16 protein-coding genes are annotated in these 19,942 nt (G+C 55.1%); 1 reads left to right on the top strand and 15 read right to left on the bottom strand.

Features of this window, described 5'->3' with window-relative positions; all coding sequences use genetic code 11:
* Window positions 1-6: 6 nt before the first annotated feature.
* The gene (locus BM485_13415) at window positions 7-2,799 is read right to left on the bottom strand and encodes an isoleucine--tRNA ligase (protein ID OKY74450.1); all 2,793 of its coding nucleotides are present in this window, start codon (window positions 2,797-2,799) and stop codon (window positions 7-9) included.
* A 213-nt stretch (window positions 2,800-3,012) separates the two neighbouring features.
* Here BM485_13415 and BM485_13410 point away from each other — a divergent pair, with 213 nt between their 5' ends.
* Complete coding sequence (locus BM485_13410) at window positions 3,013-3,771, top strand: carbon monoxide dehydrogenase (protein OKY74509.1); 759 nt, start codon at window positions 3,013-3,015, stop codon at window positions 3,769-3,771.
* 93 nt (window positions 3,772-3,864) lie between these two features.
* Here the strand turns inward: BM485_13410 and BM485_13405 are convergent, their stop codons facing one another.
* From BM485_13405 to BM485_13340, 14 genes are all read right to left on the bottom strand, one after another.
* Entirely contained in the window at window positions 3,865-6,279 is a 2,415-nt protein-coding gene (locus BM485_13405) for a hypothetical protein (protein OKY74449.1), read from the bottom strand.
* Between the two features lie 54 nt (window positions 6,280-6,333).
* Window positions 6,334-7,002 (bottom strand): hypothetical protein, encoded by a 669-nt coding sequence (locus BM485_13400; protein ID OKY74448.1) that lies wholly within the window; start codon window positions 7,000-7,002, stop codon window positions 6,334-6,336.
* A 61-nt stretch (window positions 7,003-7,063) separates the two neighbouring features.
* Window positions 7,064-8,848, bottom strand: coding sequence for a hypothetical protein (locus BM485_13395; protein OKY74447.1), 1,785 nt, complete (start codon window positions 8,846-8,848; stop codon window positions 7,064-7,066).
* A 312-nt stretch (window positions 8,849-9,160) separates the two neighbouring features.
* Entirely contained in the window at window positions 9,161-9,655 is a 495-nt protein-coding gene (locus tag BM485_13390) for a hypothetical protein (GenBank protein OKY74446.1), read from the bottom strand.
* Entirely contained in the window at window positions 9,652-10,098 is a 447-nt protein-coding gene (locus BM485_13385) for a flagellar export protein FliJ (GenBank protein ID OKY74445.1), read from the bottom strand. The genes BM485_13390 and BM485_13385 overlap by 4 nt, the downstream gene beginning before the upstream one ends.
* A gap of 140 nt (window positions 10,099-10,238) precedes the next feature.
* Window positions 10,239-11,546 carry a flagellum-specific ATP synthase FliI gene (gene fliI, locus BM485_13380; protein ID OKY74508.1) on the bottom strand — a complete coding sequence of 436 codons (1,308 nt, stop codon included), beginning with the start codon at window positions 11,544-11,546 and terminating at the stop codon, window positions 10,239-10,241.
* 53 nt (window positions 11,547-11,599) lie between these two features.
* Complete coding sequence (locus BM485_13375) at window positions 11,600-12,340, bottom strand: hypothetical protein (protein OKY74444.1); 741 nt, start codon at window positions 12,338-12,340, stop codon at window positions 11,600-11,602.
* Window positions 12,312-13,304, bottom strand: a complete 993-nt coding sequence (locus tag BM485_13370; GenBank protein ID OKY74507.1) for a flagellar motor switch protein FliG — start codon at window positions 13,302-13,304, stop codon at window positions 12,312-12,314. Before BM485_13370 ends, BM485_13375 begins: the two co-directional genes overlap by 29 nt.
* A gap of 36 nt (window positions 13,305-13,340) precedes the next feature.
* Window positions 13,341-14,939: a flagellar M-ring protein FliF gene (locus BM485_13365; GenBank protein ID OKY74443.1), complete on the bottom strand. Its 1,599-nt coding sequence runs from the start codon at window positions 14,937-14,939 to the stop codon at window positions 13,341-13,343.
* Between the two features lie 137 nt (window positions 14,940-15,076).
* Window positions 15,077-15,379, bottom strand: a complete 303-nt coding sequence (locus BM485_13360) for a flagellar hook-basal body complex protein FliE (protein OKY74506.1) — start codon at window positions 15,377-15,379, stop codon at window positions 15,077-15,079.
* 73 nt (window positions 15,380-15,452) lie between these two features.
* A complete protein-coding gene (locus tag BM485_13355; GenBank protein OKY74442.1) occupies window positions 15,453-15,887 on the bottom strand; it encodes a flagellar basal body rod protein FlgC in 435 nt (144 codons plus the stop codon).
* 2 nt (window positions 15,888-15,889) lie between these two features.
* On the bottom strand, window positions 15,890-16,276 hold the full coding sequence (locus BM485_13350) for a flagellar basal-body rod protein FlgB (GenBank protein ID OKY74441.1): 387 nt from the start codon (window positions 16,274-16,276) through the stop codon (window positions 15,890-15,892).
* Between the two features lie 148 nt (window positions 16,277-16,424).
* Window positions 16,425-17,846 carry a sigma-54-dependent Fis family transcriptional regulator gene (locus BM485_13345; GenBank protein OKY74440.1) on the bottom strand — a complete coding sequence of 474 codons (1,422 nt, stop codon included), beginning with the start codon at window positions 17,844-17,846 and terminating at the stop codon, window positions 16,425-16,427.
* Window position 17,847: 1 nt separating this feature from the next.
* A complete protein-coding gene (locus BM485_13340) occupies window positions 17,848-19,914 on the bottom strand; it encodes a hypothetical protein (GenBank protein OKY74439.1) in 2,067 nt (688 codons plus the stop codon).
* Window positions 19,915-19,942: the final 28 nt, after the last annotated feature.

Below are 19,942 nucleotides of genomic sequence, written 5' to 3'. Positions count from 1 at the left end.
CACCACCTACCCGTCAATGCGGCTGACCACTGCGGCGCAGCGACCGCAGATGGTCGGATGATCGCTGTTTTTGCCCACCGTCTCGCTGCGCATCCAGCAGCGTTCACATTTTTCCGACGCAGCGGATTTGACCAGCACGGCCATCCCGGGCAGCTCCTCACTGACAACGGCACCCTCCGGTACGTCATCCGTCCGGTGCATCCGGGAAACGATGCAGATCATCTCCAGGGTCGACCACTTATCCGCCAGGAATTCCGCGAGTTCGCCGGACACGCCGACCCACACCTCCGCTTCCAGGGAGTGGCCTATCACCTTGTCACGCCTGGCAAGCTCAAGCACCTTGGTGATCTCGGCCCGCACGTCCTGCAGCCTGTCCCAAACCCGATTCAGGCCGTCATCGTAATTTTCATCATTCAGCCGGGGAAAATCGGCGAGAAACACATTTTTTTCCCGCTGGACAGTCTCCGGCAGATACTCCCATACCTCGGCCGCGGTAAAGGAAAGCACCGGACTCATCAGCCGCACCAGGCCGTCCAGCATTTCGTAAATCACGGTCTGGGCCGAACGCCGCTCCACCGAGGAAACATGTTCGGTATAGAGCCGGTCTTTCAGGATATCGAGGTAAAAGGCACTCAAGGTAACGGTGCAGAACTGATACAGGGTATGAAAAACCGTATGAAACTCAAAATTTTCGTAGCCCATCATCACCCGGCGCTTCACCAGCTCAAAACGGGACAGGGCCCAGCGGTCGATTTCCGGCATGGCGGACAAGGCGACCGCGTCGCGCCGCGGGTCGAAGTCGCCGACATTGCCCAGCATGTAGCGAATCGTGTTGCGAATTTTCCGATAGGCCTCGGCAAGACGGCGGAGAATCTCATTGGAAATCTTGATATCATCCCGGTAATCCTCCGAAGACACCCAGAGACGCAGGATATCTGCCCCATACTCCTTGATGATCTCCCCCGGCGCAATGACGTTGCCGATACTTTTCGACATCTTCCGGCCCTGGCCGTCCACCACGAAACCGTGGGTCAACACCCCCTTGTAAGGCGCCCCCCCCCGAGTGCCGACCGAGGCGAGGAGCGAACTCTGAAACCAACCGCGGTGCTGATCGCTGCCTTCAAGATAGAGGTCGGCGGGAACCGGCAGTCCGCGTTGCTCGAGCACCGCCGCATAACTCACGCCGGAATCGAACCAGACATCAAGAATGTCGGTTTCCTTGGCAAATTCGCTGCCGCCGCATTGCGGGCACTTGCGATCACTGCCGATGAAATCCGCCAGCTCATGGGAAAACCATGCATCCGCCCCTTCCTTGAGAAAAAGTGCATCTATCCGACTGTTCACCTCATCATCATTCATGATCTCGCCGCACTGCGCGCACATGATCGCCGTGATGGGCACGCCCCAGGTGCGCTGGCGGGAAAGGCACCAGTCCGGCCGCCCCTCGACCATGCCGTAAATCCGCTCCATGCCCCAGGAAGGGGTCCACTTCACTTTTCTGATGGCCGCCAGTGCCTTGCTGCGCAGATCATTATTTTCCATGCCGATGAACCACTGCTCGGTGGCGCGAAAAATAACCGGCTTCTTGCACCGCCAGCAGTGGGGATAACTGTGGGAAAGCTCACCCTTTCCAAGAAGAAACCCGCTTTCCAGCAGGTCGGCGCAGATCCGTGGATTCGCCTCCATGATGTTCATGCCGGCATAGGGGCCCGCCTCATCGGTAAATCTGCCGAAATTATCCACCGGAGAAAGCACCGGCAGACCATAACGGATACCGGTGAGATAATCCTCCCGGCCGTGTCCCGGTGCGGTATGAACGCAACCGGTACCGGTTTCCAGGGTGACGTAATCAGCCAGCACCATAATCGATTCCCTTTCCAGGAAGGGATGCTTACATTTCCTGCCCTCCAGCAGGGATGCGGAAAAGGTGGTGACGATCGCATAGTCGGTGATGCCGCATTTCCCGCAGGCCTGCTCCACCAGCCCCTCCGCCATGAGCAGCACCTCGTCGCCCACCTTGACCGCGGCATAGGTGAACTGCGGATGAAAGGCGATGGCCAGATTGGCGGGCAGCGTCCAGGGAGTGGTGGTCCAGATGACGGCAAAAACCTTTTTCCCGGCAAGCTCGGGTATCACATCTCCCAGGTCTTCATCAAGGGGGAACTTGACATAAATCGACGGCGAGGAATGATCCTCATATTCCACCTCGGCCTCGGCCAGGGCGGTGACGCAGGAAGAACACCAGTAAACCGGTTTCTTGCTGCGGGTAACCGAACCGTTGGCAAGAAAACGATTGAACTCCCTGGCAATGGACGCCTCATATTTGAAATCAATGGTAAGATAGGGATTATCCCAGTCGCCCAGCACACCGAGCCGTCTGAAATCGGCCTTCTGCTTGTCGATCCATTTCTGGGCGTATTTCCGGCAGGCGCCCCGGAAGGCAAGGACGGGGATATCTTTCTTCTTGGTCCCCAGCTCCTTGTCCACATTGAGCTCAATGGGCAGCCCATGGCAGTCCCAGCCGGGAATATACGGACAGTGATAACCGGCCATCCGTTTGGATTTGAGAACAATGTCCTTCAGAACCTTGTTGAAGGCGGTGCCGAGATGGATAAAACCGTTGGCATAGGGCGGGCCGTCATGCAGCAGATAGACCGGCCTGCCCTCGGTGGCCCTCTGCACCTGCTTGTAAAGCTCGTCCTTTTCCCAGACTTTCAGTAATTCAGGCTCCTTTTGTGCAAGGTTGGCCTTCATTTTAAAATTCGTCGTGGGCAGATTCAGGGTGGCCCGGTAGTCCATGGTTCGCTCTCCATCTTTATTGTGTATTCCTGTTCAGCCTGCAGCATCAAACCAGACAGAATACCAATTCAGCCCCAACTTGCAAGGGTTTAATGACACAAAAAGAAGGAGAATGATTTTTTATTTTGCTCATGTTGACGGTTTCCGCTTTCCAGTTTACGGTGAAAAGGGAAGCGGAAACAAACCATGAAAAGAGAAAGGGAGAAAAGACCCATGACCCCGAAAGTAATCGCCATGGCGGGAAAAGGTGGTACCGGCAAGACCACCACCTCGGCCCTGCTGATCAAATATCTGCTGGCCAGAGGACTGACGCCGATTCTGGCGGTGGACGCCGACGCCAACGCCAACTTGAATGAACTGCTGGAACTCAAAGTCGGCACGACCATCGGCCGCATACGGAAAGACCTGAAAGGCGACCTGCCGCCGGGCATGACCCGCGATCAGTTCATGGAAATGAAAATCCAGCAGGCTATTGTCGAAGAAAACGGCTTTGATCTGCTGGTCATGGGGCAGCCGGACGGGCCGGGCTGCTACTGCTCCGCCAACCAGTACCTGGCCATGACCATGGATCATCTGGCCGCCAATTACCGCTATATCCTGGTGGACAACGAAGCGGGCATGGAACATCTGAGCAGGCTTAATCTGCGGGTCATCGACTATCTGCTCATCATCTCCGACCCGTCCGCCCGGGGCATCCTCACCGCCCGGCGCATTGCCGAGATCACCGGCCCCCTCGGGCTTGAGGTGAAAAGCAAATATCTTATCGTCAACCGGGCGCCGCAGCCGATGACCGCCGAGCTTGATGCCAAAATACGGCAGGCGGTGAGCGAATGCGACCTGCCGCTCGGCGGCATTTTCCCTTCAAGCGACGATCTCATCAAACGGGAGATCACCGGCGGCTCCTATCTCACCCTTGGCGAAGACGTCCCGGTGATACAGGCCGCCTTTGCCGCCTTTGACAAAATCTTCTGATTGCGGATTTGGGATTGCCGATTGCGGATTAAACGAACAGGGCTGCCCGCTGTTTCAATCCGCTATCTAAAATCCCCAATCCCCAATCATTCACTATCTCTTCATATTGATAACATCGGAGATCATCTCGTCCGTGGTGGTAACGATCTTGGTATTGGCCTGAAATCCCCTTTGCACCGTGATCAGGTTGACAAACTCGGTGCCGATATCGACGTTTGACATCTCCAGGGCATTGGGGGCAATGGTGCCGAGACCGTTGGTGCCGGGGGTGCCGGTGACCGGCGCGCCGGATTCGGTGGTTTCCGTGAAAATATTGCCGCCTTTCTTGAAAAGGCCTTCCAGGCTGGCAAAGTTGGCCAGCGCCACCTGGGCCTTTTTGAGCACCTGACCGTTTGAATAATGGCCGGTGATGACCCCTTCCGTGTCAACCGAGACAGCCTGCAGAAAGCCGGAGGCATAACCGTTCTGATCCTGAAAGATGGTGGTGGAACTGTTGGCGTACTGGGTGGTGGCCAGCGCCTCCGGGGAAAATTCGGCGCTGACGACCCCACCCTGCATGCTGCCGTCCTCGCCGCTGGTGTCTGCCGCAAGGGTGAGGAAGTCGGTGGCACCGTCGGCCCCCCACGGGTCGGAGGCGCCGGAAGTCGCCATATCGCTGATGGCAAGCTGGCTCGTGTAACCGCCGGTTTCCGCCTCGTCGGCCATCCGGTCGGTCAGCACGATGCGGCCGGCGAAATCAATCTCCGCATCCGCGTTGAAAGTCGTCTCCAGCCAATCAAGCAGCTCCTGTACCGTGCCGGTATTGGTGGCGGTGATGACTGAGTCAACGGTGTAGGTTGCGTTCACCACCGGCGTGCCCTCGCTGGCAAAGCCGTTAAAGGTGAAAACAGTCCCATTGGCGATGACGTCGCCGTCGCTGTCATAAACCTGGGTCCAGGGGGTATTGGCGGTGACGACCGGTACCGTGCCGCCGGCGCTCAGGCCCTGACCCGGGGAATAAATTTTCTGTTTCGAAGTGGTGATATTGATGACCGTATCGCCGTTTACCGTGCTTTCACCGAAGGGATTGGCATCATCTTCGGTGGCCGGGCCGGCGATGGAGCCGTCCACGTCAACATTGGTGATATTCAAGCCGCTGTTGCCGCCGGTGAGATCGGTCAACTTGAGGCGGCCGTAGGCGTCAATGGACGCGGAACAGTTGAAGGCGGCGCTTACCGCATCAAGAAAAACCTGCACCTTTTCGTCGGTATTGACATTATAGGTCATGTTGGTCAAGGTCCCATCATTGGTATAGCCTTCAATAAAGATGGTGTCGCTGGTGCCGGCGCCGCCGTCCCCCTGCAGTTGCAGGCCGTTGACATCATAGACGTCACGCCAGTAAGTCTGACTGGTGATGTACCCCGCGCCGGTGAGATTGCTGTTCACCGCCCCCAGCTCACTGACCAGGGTCTGCCGGGTGGTTGAGGTCAAACCGCTGTACTGGGCGCCGAGGTTGATCTCCACGCTCTGATTGGTGGTGGCGCCGGTAAAGTTGGCCTCGAAACTGTAGTAACTGTCCGTGTTGGACAAAACGATCCTGTTGTCATCCAGGGCCGGGTCCACCTTGCCGTCCGGCGGTATGCGGTAGGCTGAGATCTCCCGGATGTTGCCCGATGTGTCAAACTGGATGGTGCCGTACATAAGCGCGCCCGCACCCTTATGCTCTTCATAATTATAGCGTTCATTCGGGGCGTATATGGTCTGCTCGCGTTCGTCGAGATAGCGGAGATCCTCGGAAGGATCGCAGGTGATCAAATATTCCCATTCATTGTCATTGGTGGTTCGGTCGTAATAAATGGAGATGTCGTGACTGGCGCCCTTGGCATCGTAAATCTTGATGGCGCTGGTGTATTCATAGTTATTGGAGTCAATGGGCGCGGTTGGATTGACCGCGGCGGCATTGGTGCCGTTCCAGGCGTCAAAAAGTCGCACCTCGTTGATCTCATTGTCCTCGCGGGAATCGAGATTGGCAATAACCTCGACCATCTCGGTCTCGACCGGAGGCGTGGTTTTGTCAATCCGCATGTCGCCGATGGTGCCCGCCCGTTCGCCGGTGGCAGTGTCAATACCCCAGCCCTGGACAAAATAACCCATGGGACTGACGAGAAAACCCTCCTGGTCAAAACGGAACTCACCGGCCCTGGTATACATGTCCGCCTCGGCGTTTGCCGCGGCGCGGAGCATGAAAAATCCCTGACCGCCGATGGCCATGTCCGTGGCGATGGAAGAGCTCTGGAAAGACCCCTGGGCAAAAAGGCCGTCAACCGTGCTCAACGTTACACCGCGGCCCACCTGATCGGCGCCCGATGCGGTGGATACCGACTGGGACAACACATCCTGGAAAACGGTGCGGCTGGATTTGAAGGCCAGGGTGTTGACGTTGGCCACGTTGTCGCCGAGAACGGACATGGCGTTCCCCATGGTGTTGATACCGCTGATACTTGAATAAAGTGAACTTGCAATCGCCATTATAATTCCTCCTTATAAACCGGCCCGGCCGGATGTTATGAACACAAATTCTGCTTACAGAACCCCGACCACGGCACCGACCGCGGCAGCCACATGGTTGTCCAGGGTCAACATGGCGACCCCGTCCTCATAGGTGATGCCGGTTACCGTGCCGCTGACCCGGTAATCCACTTCCGACTGCTCGCCAAGGGCATTATATCCTTTTACCTTGTACGTATAGGCGCCGTCGGCAACCGTTGCGCCCTGCATATCGGTGCCGTCCCATTCCAGGGCATATTTTCCCGCTTCCGACGGACCGACGTCGATCAATTTCTGCAGTCGCCCGCCGGCGTCGTAAATCTCCACCACACAGGTATCGACATTTTCCGCGAGGATGAATTCACCGCCGCCCGGAGTCCCGTCATTAACCGCCAGGCTATCGCCCGCCACTTTCACCTCGGTGTCAAGCAGGGTAAGAAGCTGCAGATTATTCTGCGACGTCTGGTATTCAAGCAGCTTCTCCATATTGTCCGCCATCTTCAGGGTGGCTTCCATATTGCTGAACTGGGCAAGCTGGGAGGCCATCTCATAGCTGTCCATCGGTTTCATCGGATCCTGGTGCTGCAGCTGGGTGATAAAGAGGTTCATGAAATCATACTGATCCAGCTCTTTCTTTCCCACCGGCTTGAAGAGGCTTTCTTCCTCATACGAGGGAAGACCGTTTGTCACACTCGGTACAGTCATGATACTCTCCTCACAAACAATTTATATTCCATCTTGCATTCACCGGGGCAATCCGGACCGCCTAAACAAAGAGACTGATTCCACCCTCACGCCCGTCCCGACGCTGTGGATCCGCCTGCAGATACAGGGCGTTTTCCGGCACTTCGGCAAGGGTTGCCCTGGCCGACTCCACCGCCTGCCGCGCCATTTCAAAGCGCTGCCACTGGGCACCGTCGTCACCCTGCTGCCCCACGGAAACAAAACATTCACCGAGCTTGAATCCCTTCTGATCCAGGTTCTGCTTGAACTCTTCCATGGTGCTTTCCAGCATTTCCTTCACCCGCGCGTTTTCCATGTTGAAGGAAACCGAGACATGCTCATCCCGCACCAGCAGATTCACCTTCACCTCACCCAGATCCTGCGGATAAAGACGAAGGACAAGCTGATGCTCCTGACTGCGCAGCCCCCGGATCACCCCGTCGCTGAGCTGCTGAAAGACCTGGTGCTGCAACTGCCGGGAAGGAGTACGAACAAAACTCTCATTGCGCGCGGTTTCAACCACCTGGGCCGGGTCCGCGGCACTCCGACCGACGATGAAATTCGTCACAGGCTGATGCGGCTCAGTCAATGAAGACGTGGCCGTTGTCATCTCCTCAAGCACCTGCCCTCCTGATTGATTCCCGGCAAAATCTGCCGTCTCGTCCTGCAATGATTGCCCGGCGAATTTTTCCTCAACGGACTTGAACCAGTCGGCCATATCATCATCAAGTGCCTGATCTTCCGCCAAACTGTTTTCCTCCACCTTGACCCGGGCGAAATCAACCAGTTCCTGCAACTTCTGAAAAACCGTGTTCACCGATTCCTCGACAACCGGGGTCCATCCGACGCTCTGGTTCTGAAATTTCGCCTGGGACATGATCTGCTCCAGATCGGACAGAAAAACCGGCAGGTCCACTTTGGGCCGGCTGTTCTGGAGACTTGCCAGTGCATCACGCAGCATGTTCTGCAATCTATCAAACGTCAGGGTGACAGGCCGGCCGGCCTCATCCTGACCAAGAACCTGATTGAGAAATCTCTCCGGCAAAAGCTCATTCTGTTCTTCCAGGGTAACTCCGGCCAGGGCGAGAAGATTCTGCATCTGTTCGGACTCCCAGTCCGACAGTTCCACCGGCAGCAGATTATTTTGGGTTCCGGTTTCCTCAAGGGCCTGAAGCAGCAGATTCAAATCAATATTTCCATCACCGGTAACCGCCTTGGCACTGATTGCATCAAGGGCATCCCGCGGCATGCCCATTTTGGTCAGAATGGCTTCCAGCATGGGAAATTCAGTTTCCGGCACGGTAAAGGCATCACCTTTTGCCATCTCAGCAAAGTGCGTGTTTAATGCGTTCAAAAAATCAACGAGACTGAAGGAAGAGTCGGAATTTTCCAGCTGCTGCATGAACCGGGAAAAATCTGCCTCGTCCATGCCGGCCGCCGCGCCCAGTTGCCGAAGCATTTCTCCATCGGCAAGTTCCAGGTTCCACTCCCCGGGCGCGTCAATCTTGGTTTCAGCCACCTGGGTAAGATAATCCATTACGTTGCCGAGAAGCTCGGGAAGCTCCGGGGACACTCTTTTTTTCTTTCCCGCGGCACCGGCCTGTTCCGTTTTTTCGTCGGCTTCGCTTTCCTTCATTTTCTCCGAGGAACGCTGATTCCGTCTCGATGCCGCCGCCCCGAGCTTATCCTTGCCCCGGTTATATTTTTCCTGAATCTGTCGATCAAGATGCTTTGCAAAAGATCTCGCGCCGCTATCCTCTTTTCCCGCAATCTTCACCGGCAACTCAGGTGCTGCAACAGGCAGCACCGGATTCATCATTATGGACATGAACCGACCTCCTCGATAGAATTTCTTTGCTTGTTGGCTTTAAATGCAACCACGATGCCAGAAGAAAAAATATTTACGGATCCGCATAAAGGACAGAAAAAACAATATAAAATCAAGTATTTGCAACAGAAAAGGCAGGAAAGCCACGCCAGAAAAGGAATGATTCACAAGGAAGCCGACTAGGAAAGAATTGCCGCAGGAGGGAGAAACTGATGGTTGTCCAGCGCAGGCAACCGGGGCGAAGCGCCGCAAACCGACAGAAACGGCGAAGCCCTTACGAAAGGGGATACAACGGGTATATTGAAAAGAAACCTATTCGAAGCGACCCAGAAGCCTGCTGACCCGGACGGCTTTTTCCGTTTCAAGCTTGGAGATGACCTGGGCCACCTGATCGGCCTTCATGGCCCGCAGGATTTTTTCCACATCCCCATCCGTCATCTGGTTGAGCAGCGGCGCTAGTTTTGAAGAGCTCATCGTGCTGTAAACCTTGATCAAATTCTTAAAGCTCGCATCCTGCTCCGCTTTGATCTCGGCAAGTTTTGCCTCGATCTCTTTTTGCATGGCAGCGACCTCTTCCAGCTTGGCATCGACCTCACTCCCCAGCAAATCAAGCTCTTTCTGCCGCGCATCCAACTCCTTTTCCCGGAGGACGACAGCTTCTTCCCGCTGCTGCAGGGATTGCGATTTTTCCAGTTCCTGGCTGCTGACCTCAACCGGACTGTCGGCGGCGATGGCGCATTGCACCACCGTGCAGAAAAGAAACAGAAACATCCCAAAAAACGTATGAACCTTCGTCATTTTTCTCATAGCACAATACCCCGTCCGTAACGAAGCAGTGCCTGTTCGTCACTTTCATTTTGCTCTTTCCGGCGAGTCTCATCCAGATACTTCAGCAGAGCATTTTCCTTCAACACATCAAGAATCTTCCGCTGCTTCATGGCCTCGGCAAGCTCGGTGCGCACTCCGGCAACAATCTGTTGCTGGGCGGCAATGGTATTTGTCAGTATATGAATCTGCAGCTCCTGAATTCGCATGGACTCCATATAAAAGAGAAATATTTTGACGGCCAGGGTTTGCTTTTTCTTTTCTTCCATAACCAAGCACAGATCCGCCCGCTTCTTCTTCAGGTCTTCAAGCCGGAGCTGATGAGCGTTTAAAATCATCTGTTCCCGGGCAAGTTTGAGCTGGATCTGCTCCTCGATATTTTTCCTGAGAGTCAGGACGGATTCAAGTGTGAAATGAAAGGCCATTGAATTTATAGAGATCCGTTTTGCTGTGCGGTTTTCGGTTGCTCACCCCGTTACCGACAACCGCGGGGTAGTGACTCTTTCGTCGGAACATCTTCCACCGTCTCCACCATCCGGAGGCAGCAGAGGTTTGCGACAACGGCTTAACGGAACAAGGCAAGCAACTGCTGCTTGCTTTCCTCATAGCTGAATTTCTGCTCCACCTCCTGCCTGAGATAATTATTCAGGCGGTCGATCATGGAGATGGCCTTGTCAATCTTGGGATTTGTCCCGGAGGCGTAAGCGCCGATATTGATCAGATCTTCCGATCGACGATAGGTTGACAGTGTTTCCAGAAAACGGTGCGCGGCCTTGACCTGGTCCTTGACGACCACATCCGTCATGCAACGGCTGACGCTGCCCATGATGTCAATTGACGGATAATGCCCCCGACTTGCCAGCTCCCGACTCAAGATAACATGGCCGTCAACAATGGAACGAACCGCGTCGGCAATGGGCTCGTTCATGTCGTCACCCTCCACCAGCACCGTGAAGATGCCGGTGATGCTGCCCTTTCCCTCACAGGTTCCCGCCCGCTCAAGCAGTTTCGGCAACTGGGCGAAAACCGACGGGGTGTAACCGCGCGAGGTGGGCGGCTCGCCGATGGCAAGCCCCACTTCGCGGCTCGACATGGCAAAACGGGTCACGGAATCCATCATCATGATCACATCCCGGCCCTTGTCACGGAAAAATTCCGAGATGGCCATGGCAAGATAGGCCCCCCGCATCCTGACCAGGGGAGGCTGATCAGAAGTGGCAACGACAACCACCGAACGCGCCAGTCCTTCAGGGCCAAGATCACGTTCAATAAAATCCTTCAGCTCGCGGCCCCGTTCCCCGATCAGGGCGATGACGCTGATATCCGCCGCCGTATGCTTGGCGATCATGCCAAGCAGGGTACTCTTGCCCACGCCGGAACCGGCAAGAATGCCGATGCGCTGCCCCTTGCCCAGGGTCAGCAGCCCATTGATGGCCCTGACCCCGACATCAACCACCTCTTTTATCCGTTCCCTTTTCATGGGATTAAGCGGCTCGGCGTAGAGGGGATAATCCACCCCATACTCCAGCGGCCCCTTGCCGTCCATGGGATTACCCAACCCGTCAATGACCCGGCCGAGCAGCGAATCAGCCACCGGCACCCGCGCCTGGCCGCCAATCAGGCGGATCGAGCTGCCCGGCTCCACTCCCCGCATTTCGCCAAGGGGCATAAGCAGCACCCGACCCTCCCGAAAACCGACCACCTCGGCCGGCACCCGGCCTTCGCCCCGAAAGAGATCCACCTCGCAGACACTGCCCACCGGAATTCCCGGACCACGGCTTTCGATAACCATACCGATGACCTGGTTCACCCGGCCGCGCACGCTGATAAGCGGCTGGTCGGCAGCGAGCTGGATACAGGAAGAAAGATTCATTTTTACTTCCCGGATCCAGGTTTCAAATTCGACGGTCTCATTCGGCAATTCCTTTATCCATCTGCCGCGAGAGCGGCCATGAAGGCCCGGTCCACCAGTTCAAACAGCTTTTCCCGGCACTTTTCCAGCCGGGCGTCAATTTCGCCGAAATCCGTTTCCAGCAGGCAACCGCCCAGGGAAACAGCCGGATCATCCAGCAACTCCACCCTTTTTGCGCCCTGCAGCAGGGAAGGATCCTCCAGACTCATTTCTTTCAAACGCTGAAAATCCTCGGGGTGCAGGTGCACCTTGACGACGGAATCTTCAACCACAAAGGCCATGGCACTGTGCAGACAATTTTTTATCACCAGGGGATTAACGGAAACCTCATGCCCCACCAATCGTTCCACCATGGTCGTGACAAGGACCAGCAGCTCTTCCTCATACTGCCGGTTCACCCGGTTCCGTTCCTGCTCGAGCAACGCGATGAGCCGCAGGGCATCGGCGCTTTTCCCCGAAAAATCCTCTTTGCCCGCCTCGCGCCCTTCGACAATCCCTTGGGCGAAACCTTTGTCATATGCCTCCTGTTCAATCCTTTTTTTCTCGGCCTCGGCCAGGGCAAGCATCTCCTCGATCTCGCGCTGAAGGACGGTCTTCTTTTTTTCAAGCTCGGCAACCGGGTCGGCCCGACGAACGTCTTCACCCTTTTTCGCCGGCATCATGCTTTCAAAGGAAACAAACCCCCGGCTCCTGTCTTTTTCGATTTTATCCTTGAACTCAAAAATATTAGACAAATTCGTCCTCGCCGCCGCCACCGGTCATGAGCTGGATCTTCCCTTCCTGCTCCAACCGTTTGGCTATCTTGATTACGGACTGCTGAGCCGCTTCGACATCCTTGATACGAGTCGGCCCCATGATCTCCATATCTTCCTTGAGCATCTCCACGGCCCGCGTCGACATATTCTTGAAAATTTTGCCCTTCAAATCTTCCGAAGCCGTCTTCAGGGCAAGCTTCAGGTCGTCGGTTGAGACCTCTTTCAAAATCGCCATGATACCGCGGTCATCCACGCCAAGAAGATCTTCAAAGACAAACATCAGACGTCGAATGTCTTCCGCCAGGCTTTCACGTTGCTCTTCTATCCCTTCAAGCACCTGGGTTTCCAGCGCCCGATCGGCGTTGTTAAGAATCTCCGCAACCGCGGCCACCCCACCGAGCCGCTGTCCCTCGAGGCCCTCCACCGACAACAGTTCTTCCTGCAGAACCCGGTCCACATCAACAAGAATTTCCGGACTGACCTTATCGAGTTCCGCCATGCGCATAACCACCTCGACCTGCGTTTCCTCCTTTAATTCCGCCAGAATAGCCGCCGCCTGGCTATGTTCAAGAACGGCCAGCACCAAAGCCACGGTCTGGGGATGCTCATTGCGCAGAAAGTTGACCAGAATTTTCGGTTCAAGCTTGCGTGCTTTCTGAAAAAGAGTCAGACGCCAGTCGGAACGGATATCGTCAAGGATTTCATTGGCCTTATCCGACTGCAGGGCGCGTTTCACCGCCGCTTCCAGCATCTCATCACCGGAAAGATAGATCTCGTCGCCGCCGGCGTCGGTCTTGAATTCCCGGAGGAGCGCGGCTATATCCTCCTTGTCGACCTTGTCCATCTTGGACATCTGCCGACCCACCATCTTGATCTCATCTTCATCCAGCCGTTTGAAAACCTCGGTGGCAAAATCTTCGCCCAGGGTCAGCAGAAAGATCGCCGCTTTTTCCGCTCCGGTCAGGTTGTCGGTTCCTGCATCTTTTTTCTTGGCCACCCCTTACATCTCCTCGCGCAACCAGCGCCTTACCAGGTCAGCCGCTCGTTCCGGATCGCTCTGGGCCAGCTTGTATATTCTTTCCTTATCCGTCATACCCAGCGGCTGAAATGTTAAATCCTCCCCGTCTTCCCCTCTCGTCTCAAGCAGCCCCGCCTGGGCGGCAAGTTCCGCCTTGCGCTGCGCCTCCTGCTGCTGCTTGCTGAGCAGTCGCAGGAAAGGACGCACAACGAAGAGGAGAAACGCCAGTGCCACCAGCAGCAGCGCAATCGGAACAGCGAGGTTTTCAATCAGGGCGTGCCATTTTTCCAGTGGATCAGGTTCCGGAGGAACAACCGATGAAAGATAGAAAGGCATGGCCACCACTTCCACCTGATCACCTCGATCCGGATCAAAACCAATGGCGTTCTGGGTCATCTTGGCAAAATGCTGCAGTTCTTCCGGGCTGCGCGCCTTGTAAACCAGTGACTTCTTGCCGTCCTTGTCCTTACTTTCCTCATAAGCGCCGTCAACCATGACGGCAACGGAGAGACGCTTGATGACCCCGACTCCTTCCTGAACCTGGCGGGTCTTGCGGGTAATCTCATAATTCCTGGTTATATTCTTCCGGTTAAACCCCTCGGTTGAGGTGGCGGCATCTCCTGTCTCGGTAAATGTCGCCAGCTGTCCCTTGACTCCGGGAATACCGCCCGTATCCTCCTCGCCCCCCTGTTTTTCCAGCAGAAACTGCTCGCTGCGAATCACCTGCCCATCCGGGTCAAAGCTTTCCTCGGTCACCGCCACCTTATTGAAATCAAGATCAACGGTAACCCGCGCCAGGGCCTTGTTGACACCCACGACCTCCTCGAGCATGCTTTCCACTTTTTTCCGCAGATCGCTTTCCACCTTGGTCTGGTATTCAAGCTGGGTGGCGGAAAGCATGGCGGCATCATCACTCTCCTTGCGGAACAGGAGACGGCCGACGGTATCGACAACCGTTATATTCTCCGAGGTCAAACCGGGAACCGCACTGGCCACCAAATGAACTATAGCCATTATTTCACTTTTGGCCAAGTTTTCCTGCCCGTTCATGGTCAAACTCACCGAGGCACTGGGCGGCCTGCTATCCTCGACAAAAACGGATTCTTTCGGCGTGGCGATATGCACCCTGGCATCACTCACCTGCTTAAACTGGCGAATGGTCCTGGCAAGCTCGCCCTGCACCGCCCGCTGGTAATTGAGCTGTTGGACAAAATCCGTGGTGCCGAAGCTGCTCTTGTCGAAAAGTTCAAACCCGACGCCGCCGCCCCTCGGCAATCCTTCACCCGCCAGGGTAAGCCTTGTCTCATGGACAGTTGGTCCAGGCACCAGAACGGCTGTTCCGTTTTCAGCCAGTTGGTAATCGATTCGCTGCTCTTTCAGTCTGGCGATCACCCCGGCCGCATCCTCCGGCGTCAATCCGCTGTAAAGCACGCTGTAATTCGGTTTTGCCCCCATGAAGGACAGGGAAAGCATGGCGACCAGAACAGCTGCGACAATGAAACCGGCAATAATTTTCTGGGGCAGGGTGAGACTTTTGATTACGGAAACAGCCTGATTCGAAATATCTCGTAAGGGTGCCATAAGATGTGTTCAAGGCTCCGAGTTTAAAATTGAGGGGACCGTTGCGCAAGAGTCGTTCCATTTCTCATCATGAGCGTGACGGTTCCCTTATGCCGTATACGGCGCTGCAGTTTCACGCTTCTTTTTCGTCCAGCGGCCTAAAGCTGCATACGCATCATTTCCTGATATGCCTGGATCGCCTTCTGCTGCACCTTGGTCATCAGCCTGAAGGAAACGCCGGCCTTTTCCATGGCAATCATTGTTTCATGAATGTTGCCGTGTTCACCGGCAGTCAGCCCCCGGCTCAATTCATCCGCTTCCCGCATTTGGGCGTTGACGCCGTCGATGGACTTTTGCAGCACCTCGCCAAACCCGGTGCCCGGGGTCTGGGATTTACCGGTTTTTTCAATCTGATCCAACTGAAGCGATTCACCATAACGAACCGGCTGCAAGGGCAACATTTCCATTTGCTTTCTCCTCCCGACTTCCGTCAAATTATCATCCGTGCGCAGCAATCACGCAGCAATTGTCTTTTTATCTTCTGGCGATATCAAGAGCCTTCATGGCCATGCTTTTCACCGCTTCTATGGCGGTTACATTTGCCTCATACCCTCTCCTCGCACTGATCATGTCGACCATCTGCTCCGGCACATCCACATTAGGGAAAAGCACAACCCCGTTTTCATCGGCATCGGGATGAGACGGGTCGTAAACCGACTTGAACTCCTTGTTGTCCTCGACAACCTCCGCGACCTCCACCGTGCGCAGCTTGTCGGAACTGGCCTGCAGCGCATCACTGAAATTTTCCAGAGGTTTTGCCTGGAAAACAACGGATTTGGCACGATACGGGCCGCCTTCCATGGTTCGCGTCGTATTGGCATTGGCCAGATTCATCGCCGTCACATTCAGCCGGGCCCTTTCCGCCTTCAGCCCAGAGCCGCTTATTTGAAAAGCGGTGAGTATATCCATGATTATGATCCTCCTTCATCAATGGCATATTTCAAGCCGTCAAATTTCTTGCCGATCATCTGGGAGACGATTTCGTACATCATTTGATTTTCCGCAAGCTTGACCATTTCCTCGTCAAGATCCACCGGTCTTTTCTCCGCGGAAAACTCAAGACTTTGCGCCGCATCAACCGGATCAAGATCCAGATGCATTTCATGGGTGCGGCTCAGGATACCCTGGTTGTCCATCACCTTTTTCATGGCCTTTTCAAAGGAAAAATCCTGAACCGTGTATCCCGGGGTTTCCATATTGGCCACATTGGACAAAATGAGACCCTGCCGGTCATAACGCAGATTCAAGGCTTGTTCCATCCGGGCGATACCGCCGCTGAACAGTTTATCAATAGGCATAATTTTCTCCTGTGCCGGCTGTTTTATTCTGCTGCACAAAGAATCTGCAAAATGCATGCCTTACGAAGAAAAGACTTTCAGAACAACGGCATGAGGGAAAAAACAAAATGCGTGGAGGCAACGAAAAAAAGACAAAAACAATGAAAAATCAATCAATTATCCCGCAAGAACGATACTCTTGCAGCTTATTGCGGAGGGTACGGACACTGATCCCCAATATCCTGGCCGCATGTGTCCGATTATTGTCGGTCTGCTGCAGGGCCTGCAGGATCATTTGACGCTCCACATCCCTGAGACTCGCCACGCCGCCCTTCTCTCCCGCATATTCAGGGGCCGGAGAAAACTCGCCTGCCGGTTCGGCGGCAAACTCCGGAGCAATCGACGGGACATCGGCATCCTCATCCCAGAAATCCCAGGGCTCAAGCTGCTCTGTCAGGGACAGGAGCACAGCCCGCTCCACCAGATTTTCCATCTCCCGGATGTTGCCGGGCCAGGAATATTCGAGAAAACGCGCCCGTGACGCCTTTGACATTTTTTTGACGGATTTCCCGTACTGCTCGGAGAAACGGTTGATGAAATAGCGGGAAAGCTGCTCGATATCCTCCTTGCGCTCCCGCAACGGCGGCATCGTCAAAGGAATGACATTTAAACGATAATAAAGATCCTGGCGGAACTCGCCGTTTTTCACCGCCTCTTCCAGGTTGCGGTTGGTGGTGGCCACCACATGCACATCAACCTTGACCGGGGCCTTGCCGCCCACCCGGTCCACCTCTTCCTCCTGGAGGACGCGCAAGAGCTTGGCCTGCAGATGCAGGGGAATCTCCGCAATTTCATCAAGCAGCAGGGTTCCGCCGTCAGCCAGCTCGAATTTGCCTTTCTTGGCATAGACGGCACCGGTAAAGGAACCCTTTTCATGGCCGAACAGTTCGCTCTCCAGCAACCCCTCGGGCAAGGCCGCGCAGTTCAGGGCCACAAAGGGCCCCTCCCGGCGATCGCTTTCCTCATGGATAAAACGGGCAATCATTTCCTTGCCCGTACCCGACTCTCCCAGCACAAGAACAGTGGCCTTGCTTGAAGCGACACTTTTGGCCTTCTGCAGCACCCTGGCAAGTTTGGAATCAGACCCGACGATCATTTTTTTTCCGGTCGCATCACTTGCCGGCCTCGCAGATCCAACCCCGTTGTCTTTCTTGAGCGGACTGCCGACCAATGCGCGGGCGGCAGCCTCGACGATAATCTCGCCGGAAAGGGGCTTGAGCAGGTAATCAAAGGCACCGAGCTTCATGGCGCTGACCGCGGTTTCAACCGTGGCGTGGGCGGTGATGATGATCACCGGCAGTTCGCCGTTATCGTCGCGCAACCGGCGCAGAAGCTCCAGACCGTCCATCTCCGGCATGTTGATATCGGTGATAACCACGTCCGGTGGATTTTTTTCACAGATATCCAGGGCCATGACGCCGTTTTCCGCGACGCTGACCACGTATCCCCGGCGATTGAGCGCTTCATAAAAAAGCATCCGCGTCTCGCGATCATCATCAACTACAAGAATTTTCCGCAATTGTTCCGTCATGCTAATTTTTCAAAACGGCTTCCGTTTCAGCCATGGATTTTTGGATGCTTTGCTGCCGCAAACGCTGCTGCGCCAATTTCTTGACCAGTTCGACCTTCCCTTCCGTCGCCTTTTGAAAATGCACGCCGGCCTCCTCTTTCATCCCCTGCAGATAAAGCATGTCGCCGAGACGCAACTGAAGCATCTGGGCCGTCTCACTGTCCGCCGGCATTCCCTCAGTCACGGCAGCACGGTAAGCCTCCGCGGCCTTGACCGGATCGTCATCCTCCCGATAGCGATCACCAAGCTTTCCATACCACTGCTGCAGCTCCAGGGGAGAAAGCCACTTCTGTTCGGCAAAGGTCGTCAGCACATCAGCCTTTTCGAAAATTTGATTTTGGTCGAAAAGAAGCCTCAGATAATCAGCAGCGTAAATATTTTTCTTTTCGGCAAAGGTTGGGCTCTCAACAGCAATTTTATAAAATTCCAAGGCGTCCCCGGGACGCCCCTGCCGTTCCCGCAGTTGACCGCTCAGCCAGCAGATCTCGCCGAGAGCCTTATTTGATGCATAAAGAATCCGCAGGTACTTGAGCAGACGCTGGGCAGACTTCAAATCATTATCGGCAAGGTAGGTCAAGGCCCGGTGAACATAAAGATCAAGCAGTTCCGCATCACTCAAGGCAAGGGCCATGGCCCGGTAATAAACCACCCCGGCCTGGCGGTACAATGCCATTTCTTCCAGGGCGCGACCGACAAGATAAAGCAGTTTTCCCCCTTTGTACTCCTTGATCTGGGGATATTCATCCTGATAGAGCTGGTATATTTCCCCATATTTTTTTTCCTGCAACAATTTTTCCATCCGCGTGATCAGAATCCGCCCCATGACGTCAATCACTTCATCTTTTTCCGACTTCGAGGCCTGATGCCGAAGGTAGGCCCTGCCCGTGGAATATGCCTGATCCAGCTCACCACGCTGCCAATGGCGCCGGATCATCTCCAGTCGAGCGTCCTGGCTGACGGGGTCGGCATATTGGGTATCAAGCACCGCCTGGAAGGGCTGATCATCCTTGGGCGGCGGCTGTTCCACCTTTTCCGTTGCCGCCTTATCGCCCTGATCAGGCTTTTTCAATTGGGCCAGGCGGAAACGGCTCAAGACGACCTCGCGGCCTTCCGGTTTTCCTTCCTCGACGATCTGCATATAAAACTTTTCGGCAGACTGAGCCTGACCATCCACCCCATAACTTTCGGCAAGTTCGAATAATATTTCGGCACGGGAGGGGCCAAACCCGGTGACATTGAGATATTGCAGCAGATCCCTGCGCCCTTCATCCCGGTTTCCCACCCGAAGGTTGGCAATTCCCTTGTTGCGGAGGATATCAGGATCGCTCACGTAAAAAGCCGGATCCCTCCGCAATATTTTCAAGTAGACCGCCAAGGCGTCATGATATTTCTGCCGGGCAAAATCAATATGCGCCCCGCCCGCTTCAGCACGCAGCTGAGAAATGGGATCCCGGCTCAAGCCCAGATCTTCAAAGGCAGCGGCTGCTTCATTGAGTCGGCCGATCTGGAGGAGAATGCGGGATTTCATGTACCTGGCCTCATCGATCTGGGGGCTGGACGGAAATTTTTGAACAAAAAGGCCGAAATAGGTCATGGCCTCCCGGTAATATCCCATGTGCACATAGGCGTTTCCCACCTGAAAGTAACTTTCCGCCTGCCGGGGAGAATCCGGGTAATCAATGGTGTAGGAACGAAAAAGATCCTTGACCACCTCCCAGTCCGCGTCAGCATCGGCCAAGGCAAGTTCCCGATGAAGATTTGCGGTCTGCCACAACGCCTCTTCAGCCAGGGGTGAAGCAGGGTACTTGCGATAATAGCCCAGGAAGGATTCGGCCGCCTCCCGATCCTTGCCCAATCGCAAGGCATCATTGGCATCCTGCCACAACTTCTCTTCCCGGCGCTTGAGCAGCTCCTTAAGAGCCTCTTCCTCACTCATGTCAGCAGCAAAAGTCACGCTCGAGCAGAAAGGAAAACAAGACCGAAAATCAACGGGCGGGAAAAACAAAAGAAAAAAAACGAAAACCCACAACCGTCCTGCAGCCGAGACACCACAACGA

The organism is Desulfobulbaceae bacterium DB1 (assembly GCA_001914235.1).
Classification (GTDB): domain Bacteria; phylum Desulfobacterota; class Desulfobulbia; order Desulfobulbales; family SURF-16; genus DB1.
Note: the sequence above shows the minus strand (reverse complement) of the source record. Positions and strands in the feature narration are given on the sequence as shown.

What these genes read in the sequence shown, in the direction of transcription:
- BM485_13415 (OKY74450.1), bottom strand. Translation starts at nt 2,799, where the DNA reads ATGGACTACCGGGCCACCCTGAATCTGCCCACGACGAATTTTAAAATG.
- BM485_13410 (OKY74509.1), top strand. Translation starts at nt 3,013, where the DNA reads ATGACCCCGAAAGTAATCGCCATGGCGGGAAAAGGTGGTACCGGCAAG.
- BM485_13405 (OKY74449.1), bottom strand. Translation starts at nt 6,279, where the DNA reads ATGGCGATTGCAAGTTCACTTTATTCAAGTATCAGCGGTATCAACACC.
- BM485_13400 (OKY74448.1), bottom strand. Translation starts at nt 7,002, where the DNA reads ATGACTGTACCGAGTGTGACAAACGGTCTTCCCTCGTATGAGGAAGAA.
- BM485_13395 (OKY74447.1), bottom strand. Translation starts at nt 8,848, where the DNA reads ATGTCCATAATGATGAATCCGGTGCTGCCTGTTGCAGCACCTGAGTTG.
- BM485_13390 (OKY74446.1), bottom strand. Translation starts at nt 9,655, where the DNA reads ATGAGAAAAATGACGAAGGTTCATACGTTTTTTGGGATGTTTCTGTTT.
- BM485_13385 (OKY74445.1), bottom strand. Translation starts at nt 10,098, where the DNA reads ATGGCCTTTCATTTCACACTTGAATCCGTCCTGACTCTCAGGAAAAAT.
- fliI (OKY74508.1), bottom strand. Translation starts at nt 11,546, where the DNA reads ATGAATCTTTCTTCCTGTATCCAGCTCGCTGCCGACCAGCCGCTTATC.
- BM485_13365 (OKY74443.1), bottom strand. Translation starts at nt 14,939, where the DNA reads ATGGCACCCTTACGAGATATTTCGAATCAGGCTGTTTCCGTAATCAAA.
- BM485_13360 (OKY74506.1), bottom strand. Translation starts at nt 15,379, where the DNA reads ATGTTGCCCTTGCAGCCGGTTCGTTATGGTGAATCGCTTCAGTTGGAT.
- BM485_13355 (OKY74442.1), bottom strand. Translation starts at nt 15,887, where the DNA reads ATGGATATACTCACCGCTTTTCAAATAAGCGGCTCTGGGCTGAAGGCG.
- BM485_13350 (OKY74441.1), bottom strand. Translation starts at nt 16,276, where the DNA reads ATGCCTATTGATAAACTGTTCAGCGGCGGTATCGCCCGGATGGAACAA.
- BM485_13345 (OKY74440.1), bottom strand. Translation starts at nt 17,846, where the DNA reads ATGACGGAACAATTGCGGAAAATTCTTGTAGTTGATGATGATCGCGAG.